This window comes from Thalassovita aquimarina, from assembly GCF_018219815.1.
Taxonomy (GTDB): domain Bacteria; phylum Pseudomonadota; class Alphaproteobacteria; order Rhodobacterales; family Rhodobacteraceae; genus Thalassobius; species Thalassobius aquimarinus.
In genome coordinates, this window is record NZ_JADMKU010000023.1 from 1 (window position 1) to 22015 (window position 22015).

Here is a 22015-nt window from a genome sequence, read left to right on the forward strand (position 1 = left end):
ATCTGCGTTTCATGGTCCATCCTTTACTTGGACGGATCACTAACACCGCAATGGCCTGAATTCAGGGGGCAACGTCACAACCCAAAGCAATGGCTCAGTGTTCGGGCAACCAGTTGCGACACAAGGTGGAGCGCTCCACCTGTTGGCTGTCGGCATAGCTGGGCCTTTGTCGCCACGGTGTTTTCTACTTTCGCTGCCCCCTGCCCCGAACAGACCCGGCACACCGCTGGGCACGACACTCCCGTCAGACGGCGTTCATCGCGCGGCTTCCAGAGCCCGGTCGTCTTGGAGCGAAGGGCTTTTCATCGAAAAGCGGCAAACCCGGGGCATTGATATGCCTCTCTGGCACTTGGGAATCGGATCGCCACGAACGCGGATTTCAGTCCTTGCCGCCGAGTTTTTCCAGTCCTGCAATCAGATCATCGCTCATGTTGTTTTGCACCATGTGGTCGCGCAATCTCTGGTTATAACCGCCGGGCGTATCCAGCGCCTTGAGCAGCGGCGCGCAGTCGGAACCTGCTAGGCTGGAACTGACCAGATGGCGCAGGAACGCTTCGCCCTGATCCGGGTCGGACACCCGCGCGCCCAGCCATTCGGCGGCATCCGCAACCAGCTTCACCGCCGGCGAAAGCACCGCCTGCGCGGCAAGGTAGGCGGCCATTTCCCCGGCATCCTGCAATTCGTAGACGGTGTTGCGCACGCCAAAGATCGCATTCACCAATCCGGTATCGCCCTGCGCCATGATCGGCGATCCGCCGCGGGCAATGCCCGGAAACGGCATCATGATCGCCGCGGCGCGGGCCGGGGCGACCAGCGCCGCCACGTCTTCCAATGACGCCCCCGCCATCAGGGTGATCACCTGCCGATCGGCGCGGAATGGAAGCCCCGTCAGGACTTCGGCCGCAGTTTCGGCCAGCAGGCCGAGAACAACCACGTCGCTGTCAGCCACCACCTGCGGATTGTCGGCGACGGAAACATTGGCGAACGCGCCCGACAACCGCGCCGCATGGGCCGCGCTGCGCCTGGAAACGGTGATGTCATGGCCGTCGCCCGCGATCCCCTCGACCAGAGCCGAGGCGATGGTGCCCAGTCCCAATACTCCGATTTTCATGCCGTTCTCCGTCTGTCACCACGTTCCGTATCGTCATCCCCAGCATGTGCCGCTCGAGGCCGGCGATCCAGCCCCATCCGCACACGACCGGATTTCCCCGGCCGGGCGGTCAGTACCACGCGTCCAGCATGGAGGTCTTTTTGCGCGCGATGAAGTCCTTCAGCGCCAGGTCGGTGTCTTCCGCCATCGGCGGCGGCTGATAATTGGCCAGCAATTCCTTCCAGCGCCGGTTGGCGCGGATGGCGGAATCCGCACCGCCCTGTTCGGACCAGGTCTCGTATGGCTGATCGTCGTTCAGCGCGCTGTCCCAATAGGCGGCCTTGTAATGGCGCAGCGTGTGGGCGGTGCCGAAAAGGTGTTCGCCCGGCCCCTGCTCGGCCAGCGCGTCGATCCCCAGCGTTTCGTCATCCACCGCAATTCCGTTCAGATAGGCATGCAGCGCACCGCACATGTCGCAATCCATGACGAATTTTTCATAGGACATCGACAACAGCCCATCCAGAAATCCGGCCGAATGCAGGATGAAATTCGCCCCGCCCTGCACCGCCGACATCATTGACATCATCGCCTGCTGCATCGCCTGCCCGTCCGGCATTTTCGAGGTGGCGAAATTCCCCGCGCAGCGCAGCGGCAGCTTGAACCGCCGCGCCATCTGCCCCATCACGAGCGAACCAAGCGCCGGTTCAGGGGTGCCGAAGGTGGGCGACCCCGTCCTCAGCGCCATCGAGCTGAGGAACCCGCCCAGCACGACCGGCGCGCCGGGGCGCACCAGTTGGGTCAGCGCGCAGGCCGTCATCGATTCGGCAAGACATTGCGCGATGGCCCCCGCCATGGTCAACGGTGCCACCGCCCCGCCCAGCAGGAACGGCACGTGGATCGACCCCTGCCCAGCGCGGGCATAAGCGGTGATCGCCTGCGTCGTCACCCCATCCAGAACCAGCGGCGAGGTGGTGTTGAAATTGCCCATGATCACGCAATGACTGTCGACGAAATCCGACCCGAACAGGATGCGGCACATCTCGATCGAATCCTCTGCCCTTTCGGGCGCGGTGATCGACCCGAGAAAGGGCCGGTCGGAATAGCGCATATGGGCATAAACCATGTCGAGATGCCGCTTGTTCACCGCGATGTCGGTCGGTTCGCAGATGGTGCCGCCGGAATGGTGCAGCCAGGGCGAGGACTGGCCCAGCTTCACGAGGTTTTCGAAATCCGCGATGGTGCCGTAACGCCGACCGTTGTCCAGATCCATCACGAAAGGCGATCCGTAGGAGGGCGCGAAAACCATCGCATCGCCGCCGATTTCCACCGAATTGGCCGGATTTCGGGCATGCTGGGTGAACCGTTCGGGGGCGGTTTTTACAAGGTCCCGGATCATTCCCGGTTCGAACTTGATATTCCAGACGGTGCGGCTGACCTCGGTCACCTTGCCGCCTGCCACGCGGAACAGATCCACCGTCGTGGGGTCATCGCGGAACTCGATGCCGATTTCGGACAGGATGCGGTCCATTCCCGCCTCGATCCGGTCCAGCGCCCCCTCGCCCAGCAGGTCGTAGGTCGGAATAGCACGGGTGATATAGGGCACCTGCAAATGCGGGTTCTGTCCGGGGCCGTCGGTCCTGTCCGCCCCCGCCGCGCCGCGCCGCGCCCGCCGCCCGGCCCGTGCCGGTCTGGATCCCTCTGCCAACATGGCCTTCCCCTTCTGTTTTCCATCCGATGGCAAATCCTGCGAAGGGCGGGCTGCATTGACAACGGCAATTAGACTCACCAAGGATTAACTCAGCTAAGCCTGAATGCCGCAATCGGCACACATCCAGCGGCCCGAACGGCCCAGCTCAGGACAATCATTCTATGGCACAGCGCCCCTACAACCTGCCCCCGATGAGCGCCCTTGTCAGCTTCGAGGCGGCGGCGCGCCATGTCAGTTTCAAGGCGGCCGCGCAGGAACTGAACGTCACCCCGGCGGCGGTCAGCCACCAGGTCAAGGCGCTGGAAACCGAGCTCCGGCAGGTGCTGTTCCGGCGCAATCACCGCGGGGTGGAACTGACCGAAACCGGGGCCTACATGCTGGTCGCGCTGCAACGCGGGTTCGAGGAAATTTCCGACGCGGTTGCGCAGCTGCGCTCGGACGCGGCCAGCGCCACCGTCACCATCCGGGCCTCGACCGCAGTCAGTTCGCTGTGGCTTGCGCCGAAACTGGCCGAGTTCTGGAAGACCTACCCGCATATCCCGGTATCGCAGAATGTCACCGACTTTCCCGATCACGCCCCCGCCTGCGACCTGAGCATCAATTATGGCCACATGGACCGCGACAAGGGCGATGTGCGGTTCCTGTTCCGAGACCGGATCGCGGCGCTCGGCAGCCCGCGCTTCGCCGAAAGGCATCCGATTGACGCCATTGCGGATTTCGCCCGCACGCCGCTCATCCACATGGAGATGCCGACATCGGAATGGACACATTGGGGCGATTGGTGCCGGGAACTGGGCTATGACGGACCGGTGGGCGGCGGCTACCGGGTCAATAATTACGTCATCGCGCTGCAGGCGGCGCAGGACGATGTCGGCGCAGTTCTGGGCTGGGGCGGCCTGACCGGGCCGCTGGTGGGATCGGGCGCGCTGGTCAAGCTCTGGCCCGAGGAAGTGGCGTCACCGCGGGATTTCTACATCAAGCTGCACCCGGGCGCCTCGGATCATGCGGCGATCGTGCGCGACTGGCTGCTGAGCTTTGCCGACCGCGACGAAGCACAGCCGTTTTCAATGTAAAACGCGCCCCCGAAGAGGCGCGCTTCCCATCCTATCGGGGCCGGATCAGTCGGCCCATTCCCACGGCCGGGTATAGGCGCCCAGCACATGGCCCACCTCTTCGTCATGCACCACGCCGGTGCGTTCGACCCGGGCGACAAGGCCGCGCTTCTTGTCGTCGATGACCTCGACCACCTTCGCGTTCAGCTTCGCCTCGTCCAGCGCGGCGTTGTAGATGCGGGTGATCGCCCGCTTGCGCAGGTCGGGCTTGAACACCTTGCCGACGGCGGTCTTGGGCAGTTCGTCCAGCACCTCGACATGTTTCGGGATGGCCGCGCGTTCGTGGATATGAACCTTGCAGTGCTTCAGCAGTTCCTCGCCGGTCACGCCGGCCCCCTCGACCAGTTCGACATAGGCGCAGGGAATTTCCCCCGAATGGGCGTCGGGCTGACCGATGGCACCGGCGAAGGCGACGTCGTGATGCGCAAGCAGCGCCTCTTCGATCTCGGCCGGGTCGATATTGTGGCCGCCGCGGATGATCAGATCCTTCGCCCGCCCGGTGATCCAGATGTAGTTGTCGCCGTCGATCCGGCCCAGATCACCGGTGCGCAGGTATTTGTCAAAGTGGTAGAGGTTCTTGTTCTTGTCCGCCTCGGTATAGGTATTATCCGGCCAGACGCCCGGATTGGACACGCAGATTTCGCCGACCTCGTCGGTGTCGCATTCAACCGGTTCGCCGTTCACTTCCTTGAAGATGCGCACATCGGAATAGGGGAAGCGGACGCCGACCGACCCGACCTTCTTGTCCCCGTCGACCGGGTTGCAGGACACAAGGCAGGTCGCCTCGGTCAGGCCGTAGCCTTCGACGATTGACACCCCGGTGGCGCTTTCGAACCGATTGAAAAGTTCCAGCGGCAGCGGCGCCGACCCCGAGAACGAGGTTTTCACGCTGCTGACATCGGCATCCACAGGCCGCTGCATCAGCGCCGAAATGGCGGTAGGCACGGTGATGATGAAGGTGATCTTCCAGCGCTCGATCAGTTTCCAGAAATTGTCGAACACGCCGTCGCCGCGATATCCGGCCGGGGTCGGGAACACCACATGCGCGCCCGAGAAGATCACCGCCATCAGGATCACATGGCAGGCGAAGACGTGGAATAGCGGCAGCGGGCAGATCACGTTGTCTTCGGGCGTGTAAAGCAAGGTACCACCAAGCCAGCCGTTATAGATGATGCCGGAATAGCGGTGCTGCGCCACTTTGGGCATGCCGGTGGTACCGCCGGTGTGGAAATAGGCCGCCACCCGGTCCTCGGTGGCGTCGGCAAAGGACAACGAGCGGGGGTATTTGCGCATCGTCTTGTTGAAATCCAGAACATCGGCGTGATGGTTCCCAGGATTCTTCGGCCGCACCAGCGGCACGATCAGGCTTTTCGGCGGGGTCAGGTAGCGGTTCAGGTCGATTTCCAGCACCGTGTGCACCCCGGGGGCATGGCGCACCGCCTCGGCGGTCTTCTGTGCCACGTCGGTTTTCGGAAAGGCCTTCAGCGTGACCACCACCTTAGCGCCGGTTTCGCGCAGGATGGCACCGATCTGTTCGGGTTCCAGCAGCGGATTGATCGGGTTGACGATCCCGGCGATGGCGCCGCCCAGGATGGTCAAGATGGTTTCGTTGCAGTTGGGCAGGACGCAGGCCACCACGTCGGTTTCACCGATGCCAAGGTCGCGGAACATGTTGGCCGCCTGGCAGGTGCGGGCGTGCAGTTCGGTCCAGCTCAGCGTTTCGGCCTTGTCTGTGGGGCCGCTCAGCAACTGGAACGTCACCGCGTCGCGATCCCCGTGCAGATCCTTGGTCCGGGTCAGCATCTGGTACAGCGTTTTAGGTGTATCACGGCCTTCCCAGGGCATTTCCTGTTCGATGGCGATGGTGTCGTCGATTGACGCGAATGGCATCTTGATGTCCTCCCTCCGTCGGCCCCCTCCGGCCGGCTTGCCTTGCTAGACAATCTGAAAGGGTTTGCAGCCACACACAAGTCAGGCAGCACCCTCTTGCGCAACGTCAACCTGCAAAAAGGACGCCGAAAGCGCCCTTTTCATGCATTTCCGGATGACCTCGGATCAGCTCAGGCCGCGTCGACGGCCCCGTCGGTGAATTGCAGACGCGCCAGCCGCGCGTAAAGCCCGCCCTCGGCCACCAGTTCGTCATGGGTGCCCTGCGCCACGATCCGGCCGTCTTCCATCACCACGATTCGGTCGGCCTTTTTCACCGTGGCAAGGCGGTGCGCCACGATGATCGTGGTGCGGTCCTTCGACAACTCGTCGACCGCGGCCTGCACCGCGCGTTCGCTTTCGGCATCCAGCGCGCTGGTCGCTTCGTCCAGCAACAGAACCGGCGCGTCGCGCAGGATCGCGCGGGCGATGGCGATACGCTGCTTCTGCCCGCCCGACAGCATCACGCCGCGCTCGCCCACCTGACTGTCATAGCCTTCGGGCAGCTTCATGATGAAATCATGCGCCGCGGCGGCATTGGCGGCGGCCTCGACCTCGGCATCGGAGGCGCCGGGACGGCCAAAGCGGATGTTTTCACGCGCCGTCGTGGCAAAGATCACCGGATCCTGCGGCACCAGCGCAAGGTTCTTGCGGAACTCGGACCGCGCCATGCCCTTCAGATCCGCCCCATCGAGCAGGATGCGCCCCGCCTGCGGGTCATAGAACCGCAGGATGATCTGGATGATCGTGGTCTTGCCCGCCCCCGACGGCCCGACCAGCGCCACGGTTTCGCCCGGCCGGATATCCAGATCGACCCCGTCCAGCGCCGACACGTCGGGGCGCGAAGGATAGCGGAAACTCACGTTTTCGAACCGGATATGGCCGCTGACCGGCGCCGGTACCGGCGCGGGGCTGGCCGGATCGGCAACGCTGTCCTCGGCCCGCAGCAGTTCGACCAACCGTTCGGTCGCCCCCGCCGCGCGCTGCAATTCGCCCCAGATTTCCGACAGCGCGGCGACCGACCCGGCGACCATCACCGAATAGATCACGAACTGCACCAGGGCTCCCGCGCTCATGCTGCCCGCGCGCACATCGTTGGCACCGATCCACAGAACGCCGACCACGCCGGCGAAGACGAGAAAGATCACGATCACCGTCATCACCGCACGGGTGGTGATCCGGCGCTTGGCCGAGCCATAGCTGGCCTCGGTCACATTGGCGAAATCGCGCCGGGCGCCGGTTTCATTGGTAAACGCCTGCACCGTCTGCACGCTCAAGAGCGCCTCGGACGCATTGCCAGAACTCTCGGCGATCCAGTCCTGGTTTTCCCGGCTCAGCTTGCGCAGCTTGCGGCCCAGCGTCAGGATCGGCACGATCACCAGCGGCACGATCAGAAGCACCAGCCCGGTCAGCTTGGCCGAGGTCAACAGCATCAGCCCCAGCCCGCCAATACCGATCAGCACGTTGCGCAGCGCTACCGATATCGACGATCCGATCACCGACAGGATCAGCGTGGTGTCGGTTGTGATCCGGCTCAGCACCTCGCCGGTCATGATGTTTTCGAAGAAGGCCGGACTCATGCCGATGACGCGGTCGAACACGGCCTTGCGGATATCGGCAACCACCCGTTCGCCCAGCCGCGTGACCAGCGCGTAACGCAGCCCGGTGCCAATCGCCAGCAGAGCCGCCAACGCCATCGCAGCGCCGAAATACTGATCCAGCAGCGCGCCGTCGGCGCCGCTGAAATTGTCCACCACCCGGCGCACCGCCAGGGGCAGGGTCAGCGACACGCTGGCGGTCAGCACCAGCGCCAGACCGGCACCAACGACCATCCATTTGTAGGGGCTCAGAAACGGCCAAAGTTCGCGCAACGCGCCGACCTTCTTGGATTTCTCGCGATCCTCAGTGACCGTTGTCGGGGTCCGGGCCATCGGCATTCCTTTCCTGTCCTGCGCATTCGGGTTTATGCGACGCCGTCCGCAGGAGCAAGCGGCAGGACTGTCGCGGGTGGGTCGACGCCCGGCGAAACCGTTTGCGCCGGCCAGTATGCGGCGCGTCCCTTCATTTGCCGCAAGACTTGCAGCCTTACCGGAAAAACGCAGGTTCCGGACTTGATTTACCACACCATCACGACAACAATCATTGCAACCAAATCGCTTCTCCGGACTTCTTCCCATGATCGACGCCATTGACCGCAAAATATGCGCCCTCCTGCAGGACAACGCCCGCGCCTCAAGCACCGAGGTCGCGCAGGCCGTATCGCTGTCGGTATCGGCGGCGAATGAACGGATCCGGCGCCTGTCGTCGAGTGGCGCGATCCGGGGCTGGCACGCGTCCTTGTCGCCCGATCTGTTCGGGGCTTCCTTCTGTGCCTTCGTTCTGATCGACATGGATTTCGACGGCGAAGCCGAAGCAGTGGCGGAGCTGAGCGCGCGGCAAGAGGTGCAGGAACTGCATCACGTCAGCGGCCCGCATTCCTACCTGATGAAGCTGCGGCTGGCCGACACCAAGGCGCTGCAGTCCTTTCTGACCGAAGTGGTGAAACCGCTGCCTGCCGTGTCGCGGACGGAAACCATCATTGCGCTGGATACGGCAAAGGAAACGCCTGCCATCGCCCTGCGGGGGAGTGCCGATGCTTGATGTCTTCGTGAAGGGTCTGGGCGTCGGGCTGGCCATCGCCGCGCCGGTGGGGCCGATCGGGGTGCTGTGCATCCGGCGCAGCGTCGCCGAGGGCCGCGCGGCGGGACTGGCCACCGGCTTCGGCGCGGCGGCGGCGGACGGCACTTACGGATTACTGGTGGCGGCAGGGGTGTCGGCCAGCGGGTTGTTGACCCGATACGCCACGCCGATGCAGCTTTTCGGCGGGCTGCTGATCGCATGGCTGGGCGTGATGACGCTGCGCGGTTTCTTCGCCGACCGCCCCGGCGAAGCCGCCGCCCCGCCCGCCAAGTCGGTACTCGGCGCCTTCGGCACCACCTATGTGCTGACGCTGTCCAACCCGATGACCATCCTGGCCTTCGCCGGCATGATCGCCGGGCTCGGGGCCAGCGCGGCGGGCACGCCGAATGCGGCCTATTGGCTGGTGACCGGGGTGTTTCTGGGATCGGCGCTGTGGTGGCTGATTCTTGTGCATGCGGCGCTTTGGGCGCGGGCGCGGATTGCGGCGGACATGCTCAAGTGGCTCGACCTCATCGCGGGCACGATCCTGACCGGTTGGGGTATCAGCCTGGCGCTTGGCGCGATGTCGGGGGGATAGAATGTTGGAGCGGGCGGCGGGAATCGAACCCGCGTCATTAGCTTGGAAGGCTAAGGTCTTACCACTACACAACGCCCGCTCAACAGGTGTACTTCCTATGACATCGGAATTTTGAGGTCAAGGCCGCTCGGACACAGTTTCTGTCGATTGCCGCATCCGTTTCCGACCCCGCCCCGCGACGCCGATTGCCCGGCGTGACGATCACCCCGCAGGCACCCGGATCACCGCCCCGTCCAGATCGGGCGACACCTGCACCTGGCAGGCCAGACGGCTGCAATCCTGCCGTTCGGTTTCGGCGAATTCCAGCATGTCATCCTCATGGGACATGGGCGCGCCCAGCTTGTCGAACAGATCCTGCGGCAGGACGACGTGGCAGGTGGCGCAGGCCAGCGACCCGTTGCATTCGGCAGTAATCCCGATGACGCCGCTGTTCACCGCATTTTCCATCAGGCTCAACCCGTTCTTGGCCTCGACCGGCTTTTCGCTGCCATCGGGTTGGATGAATGTAATCCTGGTCATGTTTCCTCCGTTCAGGCTGACCCAATTGCGATCGCGACGGACCATAAGAAAACGGAAACATTGAGCAATGCGATGGATTGAATGATTTGGATCGAAATATTCGATCCGCCCAGAGAACCACTTCGGAACAAACGAAAACGGGGCCCGCCGGGCCCCGTTTCATCCGTGTTTCAGGCGCCGATCAGGCCTGCAGCAGCCCCGGGCGGGCCTTTTGCAGCCCCTGGGTGATCAACCCGGCCAACACGCATTTCAGCACATCCCCCGGTATGAAGGGCGTCGCCAGCAGCGATGCCTCGACCAAGGTCTTGTCCAGCTTCACCGCCATGCCGGCGATGCCGAGGATGTTCATCACCACGACGCCGCCGATCAGCGCCGCCACCGACGGGAAAATCCAGCCGCCGCGATCACGCCAGGCCTGCGCCAGCGCCCCGGTGACGAATGCCGCCACGGGGAACCCGATCAGGTAACCGACGGTCACGCCGTTGAACACGCCCAGACCGCCGCGGCCGCCCGCCAGAAGCGGCAGCCCAAGCGCGACGAGGCCGAGAAACAGCAGCACCGCCAGCGTGCCGCGCTTTGCGCCCAGAACGGTGCCGCACAGCATGATGCCAAGCGATTGCGCTGAAATCGGCACGCCGCTGGCCAAGGTGAATTTCGGGATCAGCCCGAGCGCGGCAATCAGCGCCGCGAACAGGGCAATCAGGGTCAAGTTGCGTTCCATAGCAGGGGTCCTTCCGTGAGATTCTATTAGCTTATCATAGTCCGCCGCTGCGCGCCTTCAGCGCCTCGGCCACCCGGTCGGCATCGTCCACCGCCAGCAGTGCGATGGGCAGCACCAGCCGCCAGCCGGGCCGTTTCACGCTGCGCGCGCGCCACGCTTCGATCAGCCGCGCGCCCTTCTGCGCCAGAACCGGGGTGAACCGGATCACCAGCGCCACCGCCAGCGCCAGCCGCCGCCGCGCCCGTTCCGACACGCCGATCCGGGCCAGCATCCGTTCAATCACCGCAAGCATGTCGTCGAGCCGCGTCGTCATCGTCACCAGATTGGCCAGCCCCACCGCCGCGATCAGCCGCAGCACCACGATCGCCCCTTCGGCCCATTCACGGATCGCAAGGTGATAGGCCAGAATGATCAGCGCCATCCAGAACACCGGCCGCATCATCCGCAATCCCTGCCGCGCGAAACGCATCCCGCCAATGCCATAGGCCACGGCCACCGCACCGGTCACCGCCAACGCCGCCGCGACGGTATCGAGGTAAAACACCGCGAAGGTGAACAGGCACAGCGCCAACAACTTGCCCCCGGCGGGCAAGGCGTGAAACGGTGTGCGGTATTCAGAGGTCAGCGAAATCATCGCGCCCTCCCCTGTCGCGCATTTCCGCCTCATAGACGGGCAATACGGCATCCGGCCTGCCGTCCATGCGAATTGTGCCCTGATCCAGCCAGACCACCCGGTCATAGCCCCGGATACTGTCGAGGTCATGAGTGATATGGACCAGCCCCGGATCCAGCGCGTCGAGGTAGCGGCTCAACCGTACGGTCGTGGCAAGGTCGAGCCCGGCAAAGGGTTCGTCGAGCACGATCAGCTTGGGCGCCATCACCAGCACCGCCATCAGGCAGACCAGGTGCCGCTGCCCTTGGCTCAGCCCGTGGATGGGCCGGTCGTACCAGTCCGGCCGGTTGAACCGGGCGAGGATGTCCAGCGCCCGTTGCCGTGCCGCGGCCTTGTCCAGCCCCTGCGAGGTCAGGCCGAATCCCAGCTCCTCGCCAACGGTGGGGAAAATGATCTGATGATCGGGATTCTGGAACAGGATGCCGACGGTCGACAGCGCCGCCTTGCGGTCGGTGGCGACCTCGACACCGCCCACCGTGATCGTGCCCGCATCCGGGGCGGCCAGCCCGGCGATGAGCCGCGCCATCTGGGTCTTGCCCGACCCGTTGCGTCCGATGATGCCGACGCGGTGGTCCGACAAGTCAAGGTTCAGCCCGGCAAAGACCTGATGCCCTTCGCGGGCATAGGACAGGTCGCGCATAATCACGCTGCATATTTCCGATGCTGGCTGCTGCATGGCGGCGCCCCGTCCGTTTCACTGGCCGAGGGGCATACAGTTAAAATCCCCCGCAAACAAGCGACGCTGCGACAGCGCGCTTCGCGGGGAAGGCCCGACGCCTAAACAAAAGCGCATTTTGTCCGTATGATTAAGATACAGATGATCGCTCCATCGAGCCCACGCTTGCCGCGGTGGTTTATCCTCCTCCCTGGCCGCGGCCGGATCGATCTCTCCCCGTACGACTGGCCGCGCGACGTTTCGCGCGGTCTTTTTTTGCCACCGCAATCGCGCCGCCCGTTAGGTAGACCCGAGGATTGCGGCTGCGCCGGGCGCGATGGCCGGTGTCGCGCAGTCCCTGTGCGCGGCTGCCCGATGCGATGCCGGGCGTTTCACGCTATCTTCTTTGCAGACCCGACGTATGCGCAAAACAGGAGTTCGGTCATGAGTTGGAATCCGACACAATCCCCCGAAGGTCCGGGCGGTACCGGAGCGAACGGCATCGACACCCTGATCGTCCCGCGCGCCCGCGACATCGGCGGTTTCGAGGTGCGGCGCGCCCTGCCCGCCCCGGCCCGCCAGATGGTCGGCCCGTTTATTTTCTTCGACCAGATGGGGCCGGCGGAATTCATCACGGATGGCGGCATCGACGTGCGCCCGCATCCGCATATCGGGTTGGGGACGGTCACCTATCTCTTCCAGGGCGAATTCGAACACCGTGACAGCCTCGGCACCCACCAGATGATCCATCCCGGCGAGGTGAACTGGATGCTGGCGGGCCGCGGCGTGACCCATTCCGAACGCACCAGCGCGCAAACACGGACTTCCCGGCACAAGCTGTTCGGCATCCAGACATGGGTTGCGCTGCCGGAGGACCGCGAGGATATGGCTCCGGATTTCGAGCATCACAAGCAGGACGCCCTGCCGGTGCTGGAGGATGACGGCAGCCATGCGCGGCTGATCCTGGGGACCGCGTGGGGCGCGCGCGCGCCCGTCACGATGCAGTCGGAAATCTTCTATGCCGACGTGACCCTTGCCCCGGGCGGCCAGCTGCCCTTGCCTGACGATCACGAAGACCGCGGCCTCTATATCACCGAAGGATCGGTCGAAATCGCCGGGGAACGCTTCGAAGCCGGGCGCATGATGGTGTTCCGCCCCGGCGACCGGATCAGCGTCAAGGCGGGGCCGCAGGGCGCCCGGCTGATGGCCCTGGGCGGTGAAACACTGAACGGCCCGCGCTACATCTGGTGGAATTTCGTGTCTTCGTCACCCGAACGGATCGAAGCGGCCAAGGCGGCGTGGAAGGCGGCGGACTGGGAAACGGGGCCGTTTCGGCTGCCGCCGGGCGACAGCGACGAATTCATTCCGATCACCAAGGAAATGGACCGGATGAAGATCAAGAAACGGCCGCGCCCCTAGGGTATGGCAGCAAGGACGCCGACGGACCGGCGGCATGATCAGCGATACGCCTTGCGCGCAAGTTCGATCCGCGTCTCCATCATCGATATGTCCTTGAGGATATCGCGGCGGCGGACGCGGTCGCCGGTTTCGCGCAATTCCTCGCGCAGTTTCTGCAATTCGCGTGACACGCTGACGAATTCCGGCACCCCGCCCGCTTCCTTCACCAGCCGGTTCAGCAGCGCGTTTTCGGGGTCGTCGCAACTGGGCAAGGGTTTGCCCGCCCCTTCGAGATTGTCGAAGGCGCCCTCGGCTTCGGCCTGTTCGATCTTGGCGTTGATCAGGTCAATCAGCGGGTGGTCCATGCGGGAATGATACCGCTGCAGCGGCCGATTGAAAACACGCGGCGGTCCGGCAACCGGACGCAACCGTGATCAGCCCCTTTGCGCCATCCCGCGCAACCCGAAACGGCGCCGATAGTCACCGGCGGAAAGGCCGGTGACCGCCTTGAAAACACGGGCAAAGGCCGACGGATCGGCATAGCCCACATCCCACGCGATCTGCGACACCGGCAAGCGGCTGCGTTCCAGCAGCCCGCGCGCCTTTTCCACCCGCAACTGCTGCAGATAGGCCGAGGGCGACAGCCCGGTCGCCGCTTGGAAACGGCGCAGGAAGGTTCGTGCGCTCAGCCCGGCGTGCGCGGCCATGTCGTCAACCGTCACCGCGTCTCCGACGCGCGTTTCCAGCCAGGTCTGAACCTGCAGGATCGCCGCCTCGCCATGCTGGCGCCGGGGCCGGAAACTGCGATAATTGCGCTGTTCGCGGCCCGACGGATCGACCAGCAAGTGCCGCGAGACCTGAGACACCAGGTGCGGGCCGCCCCACAACCCGACCAGGAACAATCCCAGATCGAGCCAAGCCATCAAACCGCCCGCCGTCACGATGTCGTGGTCATCGACCAGGATCAGTTCGGGGAACAACCGGGCCGTTGGGAATGTATCGCGGAACTCGTCTTCCAGCGCCCAATGGGTGGTGGCCGAACGCCCGTCCAGAAGCCCCGCATGCCCCAGCCAGAACGCCCCGGCGCAGACCGAACAGGCCCGCGCGCCGCGCCGGTGCTGATCCGCGGCCCACCGCACCAGCGGATGATCGGGCGCGCCGCGCGCGCCCTCCAGGTTGGGCGGGAAGAGGAACGCATCGAATGGCTGCGCCACCGGATCCGCGACCGTGGTCACCACGATCCTGCCCTGCCCTTCGGCATAGCGATTGGCGACCTTGAACAGGTCGCTTAGCCCATACAGGGCGGCGGCCTGCGCCCCGGGATAATCCACCAGCGCAATGTTTTGATCAGATTTTGGCGCGTTCTGCATAGCATTGGTCATATTCGCCAATCGGCCTGACGGTCAAGCGCGGGCATAATTGCCGATATGTTGGAAAGGAGCCGATGATGAGTAAAACCGCCCTGATCCTGGTGGATATCCAGAACGACTATTTCGCAACCGGGGCATGGCCCGTCGCCCTGATGAACGAGGTCGCCGAAAACGCCGCCCACCTGCTGGCGCATGCCCGCGCGACCGGTATGACGGTGGTCCATATCCGGCACGAAACGCCGCCCGGCGCGCCGTTTTTCCAGCCCGGCACGGAAGGGGCGGAAATTCATACCCGAGTCGCCCCGGCCGGAAACGAAACGGTGCTGACCAAGCACCGCCCCAACAGTTTCCATGAAACCGAGCTGCTGGACCTGCTGCGCGAAGCCGGGACCGAAACGCTGATCATCTGCGGCGCGCAAAGCCAGATGTGCATCGACGCCACGACGCGGGCGGCGGTGGATTACGGATTTAAGGTGATCCTGCCGCATGACGCCTGCGGCGCGAAAGAGGCCACTTTCGGCGACATCACCGTGCCGCCCGAACTGGTGCAGGCCGCCTTCATGGCGCCGCTGGCGGCGTCCTATGCCAAGGTGGCGGCGACCGAAGATGTTCTGACGCTGATCTGACACACCACGCCGCATGGCCCAAATAAAAAACGCGCGCGGGAGACCGCGCGCGTTTTCATATTGGCCGGGCCGCAGTTACTTCGCGGTGATCCGGCCGTCTTTGTAAGGTTTGAACGGGCTGTGCTTGGCGATGTATTCGGCGGTCACATCGGCCAGGTCGGGGCCGAAATCGTAGACGTTCATCGCATCGCGGAACATCCCGTAACCGTCACCGCCATTGCGGACGAAGTTGTTCGACACCACGCCATAGACCTTTTCCATCTGCAACGGTTCGCCGCCGACCATCACGTCGGAAATCCGGCTGCCCGCAGGCTGCGACTTGTCGAAGGCAAAGGTCATCCCCGCCACCTGGGGGAACCGGCCGGCGCCGTCCTCGATCTGGCTGACGCCGTTTTCAAGCGCCTCCAGGATCGTCGCGCCGGTGACTTGGAAGGTCGACAACGTGTTCTGGAATGGCAGCACGGTCAACACTTCGCCCATCGTCACCGGCCCCGCGTCGATCGAGGCGCGGATGCCCCCGCCATTCTGGATCGCGATCTCGATGCCCTGATCCTTCACCCGGTCCAGCATCGCGTCGGCAATCAGGTTGCCCATCGCGCATTCCACCGCGCGGCATTCCGTTTTCACGCCGATGATTTCCTCGGCGGTTTCGGCGACGACCTTGTTGCGGATTTCCTCCAGCGGAATGGCGGCCTCGGTGATGCGGGCCTTGGTGGCTTCTTCCTCGGCCACGCTGGCATCCATGATGATCGGCTCGCCCTTGGCCTCCACGACCTTGCCGGCATCATCGAAGGTGACGTTCAATTCACCGAGGAACTTGCCATAGGCATACGCCGATACGATCGCCGTGTCGCCCACCATCGTCGGGTACGGCCCTTCGGCCCGGTCTGAGGTGTTGGAAAGATAGGTGTTGGAATGGCCGCCGACGATCACGTCCACGCCGGTGGTGCCGGCAGCGACCTTCTGGTCGACGTGATAGCCCGAATGCGACAGCACGATGATCTTGTTGACGCCCATTTCGGTCAGCTTGTCGACCTCGCCCTGCACCGCCTGCACCGGATCGGTGAAGATGATGTTGGGGCCCGGGCTGGACAGTTCGGGGGTGTCGTGCGGGGTCAGGCCGATCAGTCCCAGCTTTTCGCCGCCGCGTTCGATCACCATCGATTTCGCCAGCTTGCCGGCAAGCATTTCCTCGCCCGACACGTCGGCATTGGACATCAGGACCGGGAAATCGACCGCGTCCATGAAACCGCGCAGGACCTCGGGGCCGTCATCGAATTCGTGGTTGCCCACGGTCATCGCGTCATAGCGCATCTTGTTCATCATCTCGGCCGCCAGTTTACCCTTGTAGTAGGTGTAAAACAGCGTGCCCTGGAATTGATCGCCGCCATCGACCAGAATCGAATTGTTGCTCCGCGCCCGGGCCGCGTCGATCGCGGTCACCAGACGCGCCGAACCGCCGAAGCACTTGCCTTCGGTGTTGTCTTCGGCCGAACAACCGGAATCATACTTGCTGATCGGTTCGAACCGGGCGTGAAAATCGTTGGTGTGCAGGATGGTCAGCGAATAGTCGGCCTGGACCATCCCGGCGGACAGCGCGACAACGGCTGCCCCAGACAGTAAACGAGCAAACATTGGAAATTACCTCCATGGAGTCGAAATAAATGGATGCTGAGTGATCCAGTTGGCGTTTGTCAAACTCCATGTGACAGTTCGGGCGCTTGACCGGAGGTCACGTTGAAGGCACAGAGCGCGCATGCTGATTTTCAAAATATTCCGCGCCGATGAATGGCAGGACCTGGTCGATCAAGGCGAAACCGACGGCGCGGCCGTCGATGTCGCCGATGGCTTCGTGCATTTTTCCACCGCCGGACAGGTGGCCGAAACCGCCGCGAAACATTTCGCAGGCGAAGACGGGCTGGTTCTGCTGGCGCTTGAAAGCGAAACCTTGGGCGAGGCCCTGAAATGGGAAGCGTCGCGCGGCAACGCGCTGTTCCCGCATCTCTACCGCAAACTGCGCTTCGAGGATGTGCTGTGGTCCAAACCGCTGCCACTGTTTGAAGGCGAACACCAGTTTCCCGAGGGCGTGTTATGAATCTGATCGAAAAACTGGGACTGACCGCGCTGCACCGGATCGATCCCGAAACTGCGCATGGGCTGGCGATCAAGGCTCTGCGATTGGGGGCAACCCCGCTGCCCGGGCTGGTCACCTCGCCCCGGCTTCGTACGCGGGTTGCGGGGCTGAGCATGACCAACCCGGTGGGACTTGCCGCCGGGTTCGACAAGAACGCCAGCGCGCTGCTGCCGCTGTCGCGGGCCGGTTTCGGTTTCGTCGAGGTCGGCGCCGCCACGCCCCGGCCGCAGCCGGGCAATCCGAAACCGCGACTGTTCCGGCTGTCCGAAGACCGCGCCGCGATCAACCGGTTCGGCTTCAACAATGACGGCATGGAAAAGATCGGCGCGCGGCTGGCCAAGCGCCCGCGCGACATGGTTCTGGGCCTGAACCTTGGTGCAAACAAAGACAGCGACGACCGCGCCGGAGATTTCGCCCGGGTGCTGACCCATTGCGGTGCGCATCTGGATTTCGCCACCGTCAACGTGTCCTCGCCCAACACCGAGAAACTGCGCGACCTGCAGGGCGCGGCGGCGCTGACCGGGCTTCTGTCCGGCGTGATCGAGGCGCGCAACGCGCTGGAACACCCGATCCCGGTGTTCTTGAAAATCGCCCCCGACCTGACCGACGCGGAAATCGGCGACATCGCCGAAGTGGCCCTGTCCACCGGCATCGACGCGGTGATCGCCACCAACACCACGCTGGACCGGACCGGGCTGCATGGCCCGCACGCGAATGAGGCCGGCGGGCTGTCCGGCGCGCCCTTGTTCGAAAAATCCACCCGGGTTCTGGCGAAAATGTCGCAACGGCTCGACGGGCGGTTGCCGCTGATCGGTGTCGGCGGCATTTCCAGCGCCGAGGACGCCTATGCCAAGATCCGCGCCGGGGCCTCTGCGGTCCAGCTTTACACCGCGATGATCTATCACGGGCTGAGCCTGGGGTCCGAGATCGCCCGCGGCCTCGACCGGCTGCTGGACCGCGACGGTTTCAGCAATGTGGCCGACGCGGTGGGCACCAAAAGGGAGGACTGGCTATGATCACCATCTGGCACAATCCGCGCTGTTCGAAATCGCGCCAAACGCTGGCGCTGATCGAGGATCGCGGCGTGACCATCCGCAAATATCTCGAAGACGCGCCAAGCGCCGATGAAATCCGCGCCGCGCGCGATGCTCTGGGCGTTGAAGCGATCGAGATGATGCGGGTGAAGGAAGCGCGTTTCAAGGATCTCGGCTTGTCCAAAAACGATGATGACGAGGCGTTGATCGCTGCAATGGCTGAAAATCCTGTCCTGATCGAACGTCCCATCGTTTTCAGCGGCGACAAGGCCGCCATCGGACGGCCGCCCGAGGCGGTACTGGATATTCTCTAGCGTAGTGCGCAACCGGGGCGGCTCCGATCGCGCCGTCCCGGTTCTCCACATCTTATCCACAGGGCAAGCCCTGTGGAAATCATCCCCCCGCCACGCCGGCAGGCATCGCCCGGCGTTCCAGGGACGGGTAACGCAGGCCCAGCGTCACGCCTCGCGCCACGAAGGATATCAACAGGGATATCCACAGGCCATGATTCCCGAAAATCGGCAAAAGCACAGCCAGCGCAATCAGATAGACGGCGAAGCTGACCAGCATCATGTTGCGCATGTCGCGCCCGCCGGTGGCGCCGATGAAAATCCCGTCCAGCATCCAGGCCGCGACGCCGGAAACCGGCGCCAGCACCATGTAGAACAGGAACACCCGCGCCTCGGCCCGCACGGGTTCGGATGTGGTCATGATGTCGATGATAGCGCCCCCCGCGATGGCGAAGAACAGCGTCATCACCAGCCCCACCATCAGCCCCCAGAAACTGCTCAGCAGCGCGGCGCGGCGCATCTTCAGATGGTCGCGCGCGCCCATGTAGCCGCCCACCAGCGCCTCGGCGGCGAAGGCGAACCCGTCCATCCCGTAGGCGGTGATGTAGAGGAATTGCAGCAGCACCTGGTTCGCCGCCAGCGTGGTGTCGCCGAAATCCGCGCCCAGCATCACGAAGGACAGGAACATCAGCTGCAACAGGGCCGAGCGGATCAGGATATTGGTGTTGAGCGCCATCATGTGGCGCAGGCGTTCGCCGTCGAACACCCGTGGCCAGTCGCGCCAAGCCGGCACAGCGAAGGCGCCGCGGCACAGGTAGAGGGCCAGCCCGAAGGCGCTCCATTCCGACAGGAATGTGGCCCAGGCTACCCCTTGCACGCCCCAATCCAGCCCCAAAACGAAGACGAGGTCGAGAAGGATGTTCAAGCCGTTCATCCAGAACTGGATCAGGAACATGCTCTTTGCCCGTTCCTGAGCGATCAGCCAGCCGGTCAGCCCGTAAATGGAAATCGCCGCCGGGGCGCTGAACACGCGGATCTGCATGTATTCGCGCGCCAGAGATTCGACCTCCGACGTGGCCGGCGACATCCAGAACGCGGCGGCGAAGATCGGCAGTTGCAGAAGGATGATGGCCAGCCCGGCCGTCCACGCGATCAGCAGCGCCCGGGTCAGAAGCGCCGCGACCTCGCCGGTCTGCCCGGCGCCGTGCGCCTGGCTGACTAGGCCGGTCGTGCCCATGCGCAGGAAGCCGAAGATCCAGTAGATCGCGGTCAGGATGATGGCACCTACGCCCACCGCGCCGATCGGCGCGGCCTGCCCCATCTGCCCCACCACGCCGGTGTCGACCGCGCCCAGCAGCGGCACGGTTGCGTTCGACAACACGATGGGCAGGGCGATTTTCAGCACCCTGCGATGCGTCAACGGACGCGCCGCCGCGGCCTCAGCCATCGCTTTGCGGCATCAGGAAATGCCCGGTCGCCTGGGCGAAGGGGCGGCCGCGATTGTCCTGCCAGGCTTCGACATGCACAGAGGCATAGCGCCGCCCCGACCGGTTCACCCGGGCGCGCGCATAGGCATCGCGCGGCAGGCCGGAACGCAGGTAATCGACGGTGAAATCGATCGTCTTCGGCAGGCTGGGCAAGTTGCCCGCGACCAACGCTTCGGCATCGATTTCGCCGCTTTCGATCTTTTCCCACAGAATCGACCAGCTCAGCCCGATGATCGACGTCACTTCCAGAAACGCCGCGGTCGCGCCGCCGTGGATCGCCGGCAACATCGGGTTGCCGATCAGCATTTCCTTGAACGGCATGATCGCGGTCAGTTCGTCGCCACGGCGGTCGAATTCGATTCCGAGGAACTGGATATAGGGCACGCCGTTGACCAGCGCGTTGAGCGCGGCATCGCGGCGCTGCTTGACCACCTGAACGGGTTCCATCGGTTTGCGGCCCATCAGTTGCCCCCCACGGTGAAGGTTCCCGTGGCGGTCGCCACCGGGTTTTCGTCATTGTCGTCGAGCGCCTCGGCCCGCACGAAGGCGACCGAGCGCGTCATGCGGTAGCAGGTCGCGCGGGTGCGGATGGTCTGGCCGGGGGCGGCCGGGCGCATATAGTCGATTCGCAGGTCGATGGTGGCGGTATGCCCCTTCATCTTGGGATGGCTCATCACCGCAGCGCCGCAGGTGGTATCGAGCAATGCGAATACCGCGCCGCCGTGAATCACCTTGGTCTGGGGATCGCCAACGAAGCGTTCGTCATAGGGCATCTGCATCGCGGCATAGCCTTCGGCCACCTCGGTATACTCCATCCCCAGTTCCTTGGAATGGGGAATGGCTGCAATGAATTGCTGAGCCATTTTCGTCTGATCGCCCGACATCGGCTGCTCCTGATTTTTCACGTAACGTTTATGGGCTTCAAACGCCGGAATCCGCAAGGGCGGCGGTTGCCCTCGCCGAATCTTGATCCTACCCTATGCGCCAAGGGAGCGATGCAATGTCCGAAACTCGACTATCATTCAAGGAAATGTGCGCAAAGTTCGACGTAACGCCGCGCACTCTGCGGTATTACGAATATATCGAACTGTTACAGCCTGATCGCGAAGGTCGGGCGCGGTTTTACGGCCCGCGCGAAGTTGCCCGAATGACCCTTATCCTGCGCGGGCGGAAGTGGGGCTATTCGCTGGAAGGCATGCGCCAGTGGCTGCTGATCTACGATCAGGAAGGGTCCAAGGCACAGATGGAAGCCTGGGTCGAAAGTGCGACCAAGCAGCTGTCGGAACTGATCGAGCAGCGCCACCAGCTGGACGAGGCGATCGCGGAACTGACCAAGTCCCGCGACGATACGGTCGAAGCGCTGAAATCCATGTGATCCGAGTGAAGGATCAGCATGTGCAGGGCCGGATTTTTCCGGCCCTTTTATTTTTTTGACCAAGCATTCGAAATTTTTTCTCGAAAAGATTTTTCGTTCCGCTAAGGTTACCTTGGTTGATCTTACGTCAAGCTGGAAAGTGACGCAACGTACCGCTTACGTAAACGTCAACCACTGGTGTAACCACCGGTCAGAGGTCCAAACTTTGATCCGGTGACGCAATCCGCGAGCGATAAAATGACCGAAAAGACAATGACGATCCGTGAAATGTGCGATGCATTTCAGGTCACACCGCGCACCTTGCGCTTTTACGAAGCCAAGGAATTGCTGTTCCCGATCCGCGAGGGTCAGAAACGGCTGTTCACCCGGCGCGACCGGGCGCGGCTGAAACTGATTTTGCGGGGCAAGCGGTTTGGCTTCAGCCTCGAAGAAATCCGGCAATTGCTGGACCTCTACAACATGGGCGACGCACAGCTGACCCAGCTGAGCCGCACCTTTGAAGTCGCAAAGGATCGGCTGCGCGACATGGAAGAACAACGCGATGAGCTGAACAAGGCCATCGCTGAATTGAAAGAGCAGATGAAATGGGGCGAAGAGATGATTGCTTCGCTCCGCCAGGAGAAGAAAGCCGCCGAATGACG

At 63.6% G+C, this 22015-nt stretch carries 24 protein-coding genes and 1 tRNA gene; 10 read left to right on the forward strand and 15 right to left on the reverse strand.

What is annotated here, in order from left to right; genetic code table 11:
• Positions 1-379: 379 nt before the first annotated feature.
• Both IT775_RS18455 and IT775_RS18460 read right to left on the reverse strand, forming a co-directional pair.
• The gene (locus IT775_RS18455) at positions 380-1111 is read right to left on the reverse strand and encodes an NAD(P)-binding domain-containing protein (RefSeq protein ID WP_212702716.1); all 732 of its coding nucleotides are present in this window, start codon (positions 1109-1111) and stop codon (positions 380-382) included.
• A 109-nt stretch (positions 1112-1220) separates the two neighbouring features.
• Positions 1221-2798: a trimethylamine methyltransferase family protein gene (locus IT775_RS18460; protein ID WP_212702717.1), complete on the reverse strand. Its 1578-nt coding sequence runs from the start codon at positions 2796-2798 to the stop codon at positions 1221-1223.
• A gap of 161 nt (positions 2799-2959) precedes the next feature.
• On the opposite strand from IT775_RS18460, the gene IT775_RS18465 reads away from it, so the two are divergent.
• Positions 2960-3871, forward strand: coding sequence for a LysR family transcriptional regulator (locus IT775_RS18465; RefSeq protein WP_212702718.1), 912 nt, complete (start codon positions 2960-2962; stop codon positions 3869-3871).
• 45 nt (positions 3872-3916) lie between these two features.
• Here the strand turns inward: IT775_RS18465 and IT775_RS18470 are convergent, their stop codons facing one another.
• Positions 3917-5800 carry an acyl-CoA synthetase gene (locus IT775_RS18470; protein WP_212702719.1) on the reverse strand — a complete coding sequence of 628 codons (1884 nt, stop codon included), beginning with the start codon at positions 5798-5800 and terminating at the stop codon, positions 3917-3919.
• Between the two features lie 170 nt (positions 5801-5970).
• Positions 5971-7767 (reverse strand): ABC transporter transmembrane domain-containing protein, encoded by a 1797-nt coding sequence (locus IT775_RS18475; protein ID WP_212702720.1) that lies wholly within the window; start codon positions 7765-7767, stop codon positions 5971-5973.
• Positions 7768-8011: 244 nt separating this feature from the next.
• Here IT775_RS18475 and IT775_RS18480 point away from each other — a divergent pair, with 244 nt between their 5' ends.
• Together IT775_RS18480 and IT775_RS18485 are read left to right on the forward strand one after the other, a co-directional pair.
• Complete coding sequence (locus IT775_RS18480) at positions 8012-8476, forward strand: Lrp/AsnC family transcriptional regulator (protein ID WP_212702721.1); 465 nt, start codon at positions 8012-8014, stop codon at positions 8474-8476.
• Positions 8469-9092, forward strand: coding sequence for a LysE family translocator (locus IT775_RS18485; protein WP_212702722.1), 624 nt, complete (start codon positions 8469-8471; stop codon positions 9090-9092). The genes IT775_RS18480 and IT775_RS18485 overlap by 8 nt, the downstream gene beginning before the upstream one ends.
• Positions 9093-9097: 5 nt before the next feature.
• On the opposite strand, the gene IT775_RS18490 is transcribed toward IT775_RS18485, so the two are convergent.
• From IT775_RS18490 to IT775_RS18510, 5 genes are all read right to left on the reverse strand, one after another.
• Positions 9098-9171 (reverse strand) — tRNA-Gly (locus tag IT775_RS18490).
• A gap of 122 nt (positions 9172-9293) precedes the next feature.
• Positions 9294-9611: a 2Fe-2S iron-sulfur cluster-binding protein gene (locus tag IT775_RS18495; RefSeq protein WP_212702723.1), complete on the reverse strand. Its 318-nt coding sequence runs from the start codon at positions 9609-9611 to the stop codon at positions 9294-9296.
• Positions 9612-9792: 181 nt separating this feature from the next.
• Positions 9793-10332, reverse strand: coding sequence for a biotin transporter BioY (locus tag IT775_RS18500; RefSeq protein ID WP_212702724.1), 540 nt, complete (start codon positions 10330-10332; stop codon positions 9793-9795).
• A 34-nt stretch (positions 10333-10366) separates the two neighbouring features.
• Positions 10367-10966: an energy-coupling factor transporter transmembrane component T family protein gene (locus IT775_RS18505; RefSeq protein ID WP_212702725.1), complete on the reverse strand. Its 600-nt coding sequence runs from the start codon at positions 10964-10966 to the stop codon at positions 10367-10369.
• On the reverse strand, positions 10947-11645 hold the full coding sequence (locus tag IT775_RS18510; RefSeq protein ID WP_212702780.1) for an energy-coupling factor ABC transporter ATP-binding protein: 699 nt from the start codon (positions 11643-11645) through the stop codon (positions 10947-10949). Before IT775_RS18510 ends, IT775_RS18505 begins: the two co-directional genes overlap by 20 nt.
• A gap of 459 nt (positions 11646-12104) precedes the next feature.
• On the opposite strand from IT775_RS18510, the gene IT775_RS18515 reads away from it, so the two are divergent.
• Positions 12105-13079 (forward strand): pirin family protein, encoded by a 975-nt coding sequence (locus IT775_RS18515; RefSeq protein ID WP_212702726.1) that lies wholly within the window; start codon positions 12105-12107, stop codon positions 13077-13079.
• A gap of 38 nt (positions 13080-13117) precedes the next feature.
• On the opposite strand, the gene IT775_RS18520 is transcribed toward IT775_RS18515, so the two are convergent.
• On the reverse strand, positions 13118-13423 hold the full coding sequence (locus tag IT775_RS18520; RefSeq protein ID WP_212702727.1) for a DnaJ family domain-containing protein: 306 nt from the start codon (positions 13421-13423) through the stop codon (positions 13118-13120).
• Between the two features lie 69 nt (positions 13424-13492).
• Positions 13493-14428, reverse strand: a complete 936-nt coding sequence (locus IT775_RS18525; RefSeq protein WP_246525732.1) for a GlxA family transcriptional regulator — start codon at positions 14426-14428, stop codon at positions 13493-13495.
• A 77-nt stretch (positions 14429-14505) separates the two neighbouring features.
• Between IT775_RS18525 and IT775_RS18530 the strand changes: the two genes are divergently transcribed.
• Positions 14506-15054 (forward strand): cysteine hydrolase family protein, encoded by a 549-nt coding sequence (locus IT775_RS18530; protein ID WP_212702729.1) that lies wholly within the window; start codon positions 14506-14508, stop codon positions 15052-15054.
• Between the two features lie 75 nt (positions 15055-15129).
• Here IT775_RS18530 and IT775_RS18535 read toward each other — a convergent pair whose 3' ends face one another.
• A complete protein-coding gene (locus tag IT775_RS18535) occupies positions 15130-16689 on the reverse strand; it encodes a bifunctional metallophosphatase/5'-nucleotidase (RefSeq protein WP_212702730.1) in 1560 nt (519 codons plus the stop codon).
• 121 nt (positions 16690-16810) lie between these two features.
• Between IT775_RS18535 and IT775_RS18540 the strand changes: the two genes are divergently transcribed.
• Genes IT775_RS18540 through arsC form a run of 3 tightly spaced genes read left to right on the forward strand, consistent with a single transcriptional unit; the run spans position 16811 to position 18536 of the window.
• Complete coding sequence (locus tag IT775_RS18540; protein ID WP_212702731.1) at positions 16811-17149, forward strand: DUF952 domain-containing protein; 339 nt, start codon at positions 16811-16813, stop codon at positions 17147-17149.
• Positions 17146-18204 carry a quinone-dependent dihydroorotate dehydrogenase gene (locus IT775_RS18545; RefSeq protein ID WP_212702732.1) on the forward strand — a complete coding sequence of 353 codons (1059 nt, stop codon included), beginning with the start codon at positions 17146-17148 and terminating at the stop codon, positions 18202-18204. Before IT775_RS18540 ends, IT775_RS18545 begins: the two co-directional genes overlap by 4 nt.
• Positions 18201-18536, forward strand: a complete 336-nt coding sequence (gene arsC / locus IT775_RS18550) for an arsenate reductase (glutaredoxin) (protein ID WP_212702733.1) — start codon at positions 18201-18203, stop codon at positions 18534-18536. Before IT775_RS18545 ends, arsC begins: the two co-directional genes overlap by 4 nt.
• 79 nt (positions 18537-18615) lie before the next feature.
• Here arsC and IT775_RS18555 read toward each other — a convergent pair whose 3' ends face one another.
• The 3 genes from IT775_RS18555 to IT775_RS18565 are packed head-to-tail and all read right to left on the reverse strand — an operon-like array spanning position 18616 to position 20883.
• Positions 18616-19959, reverse strand: a complete 1344-nt coding sequence (locus IT775_RS18555; protein WP_212702734.1) for an MATE family efflux transporter — start codon at positions 19957-19959, stop codon at positions 18616-18618.
• Positions 19952-20461, reverse strand: a complete 510-nt coding sequence (locus IT775_RS18560) for a PaaI family thioesterase (RefSeq protein ID WP_212702735.1) — start codon at positions 20459-20461, stop codon at positions 19952-19954. Before IT775_RS18560 ends, IT775_RS18555 begins: the two co-directional genes overlap by 8 nt.
• A complete protein-coding gene (locus tag IT775_RS18565; RefSeq protein ID WP_212702736.1) occupies positions 20461-20883 on the reverse strand; it encodes a PaaI family thioesterase in 423 nt (140 codons plus the stop codon). The genes IT775_RS18560 and IT775_RS18565 overlap by 1 nt, the downstream gene beginning before the upstream one ends.
• Before the next feature lie 116 nt (positions 20884-20999).
• On the opposite strand from IT775_RS18565, the gene IT775_RS18570 reads away from it, so the two are divergent.
• Positions 21000-21374, forward strand: a complete 375-nt coding sequence (locus IT775_RS18570; protein WP_212702737.1) for a MerR family transcriptional regulator — start codon at positions 21000-21002, stop codon at positions 21372-21374.
• A 237-nt stretch (positions 21375-21611) separates the two neighbouring features.
• Positions 21612-22013 carry a MerR family transcriptional regulator gene (locus IT775_RS18575; protein WP_212702738.1) on the forward strand — a complete coding sequence of 134 codons (402 nt, stop codon included), beginning with the start codon at positions 21612-21614 and terminating at the stop codon, positions 22011-22013.
• The last annotated feature ends 2 nt before the right edge of the window (positions 22014-22015 follow it).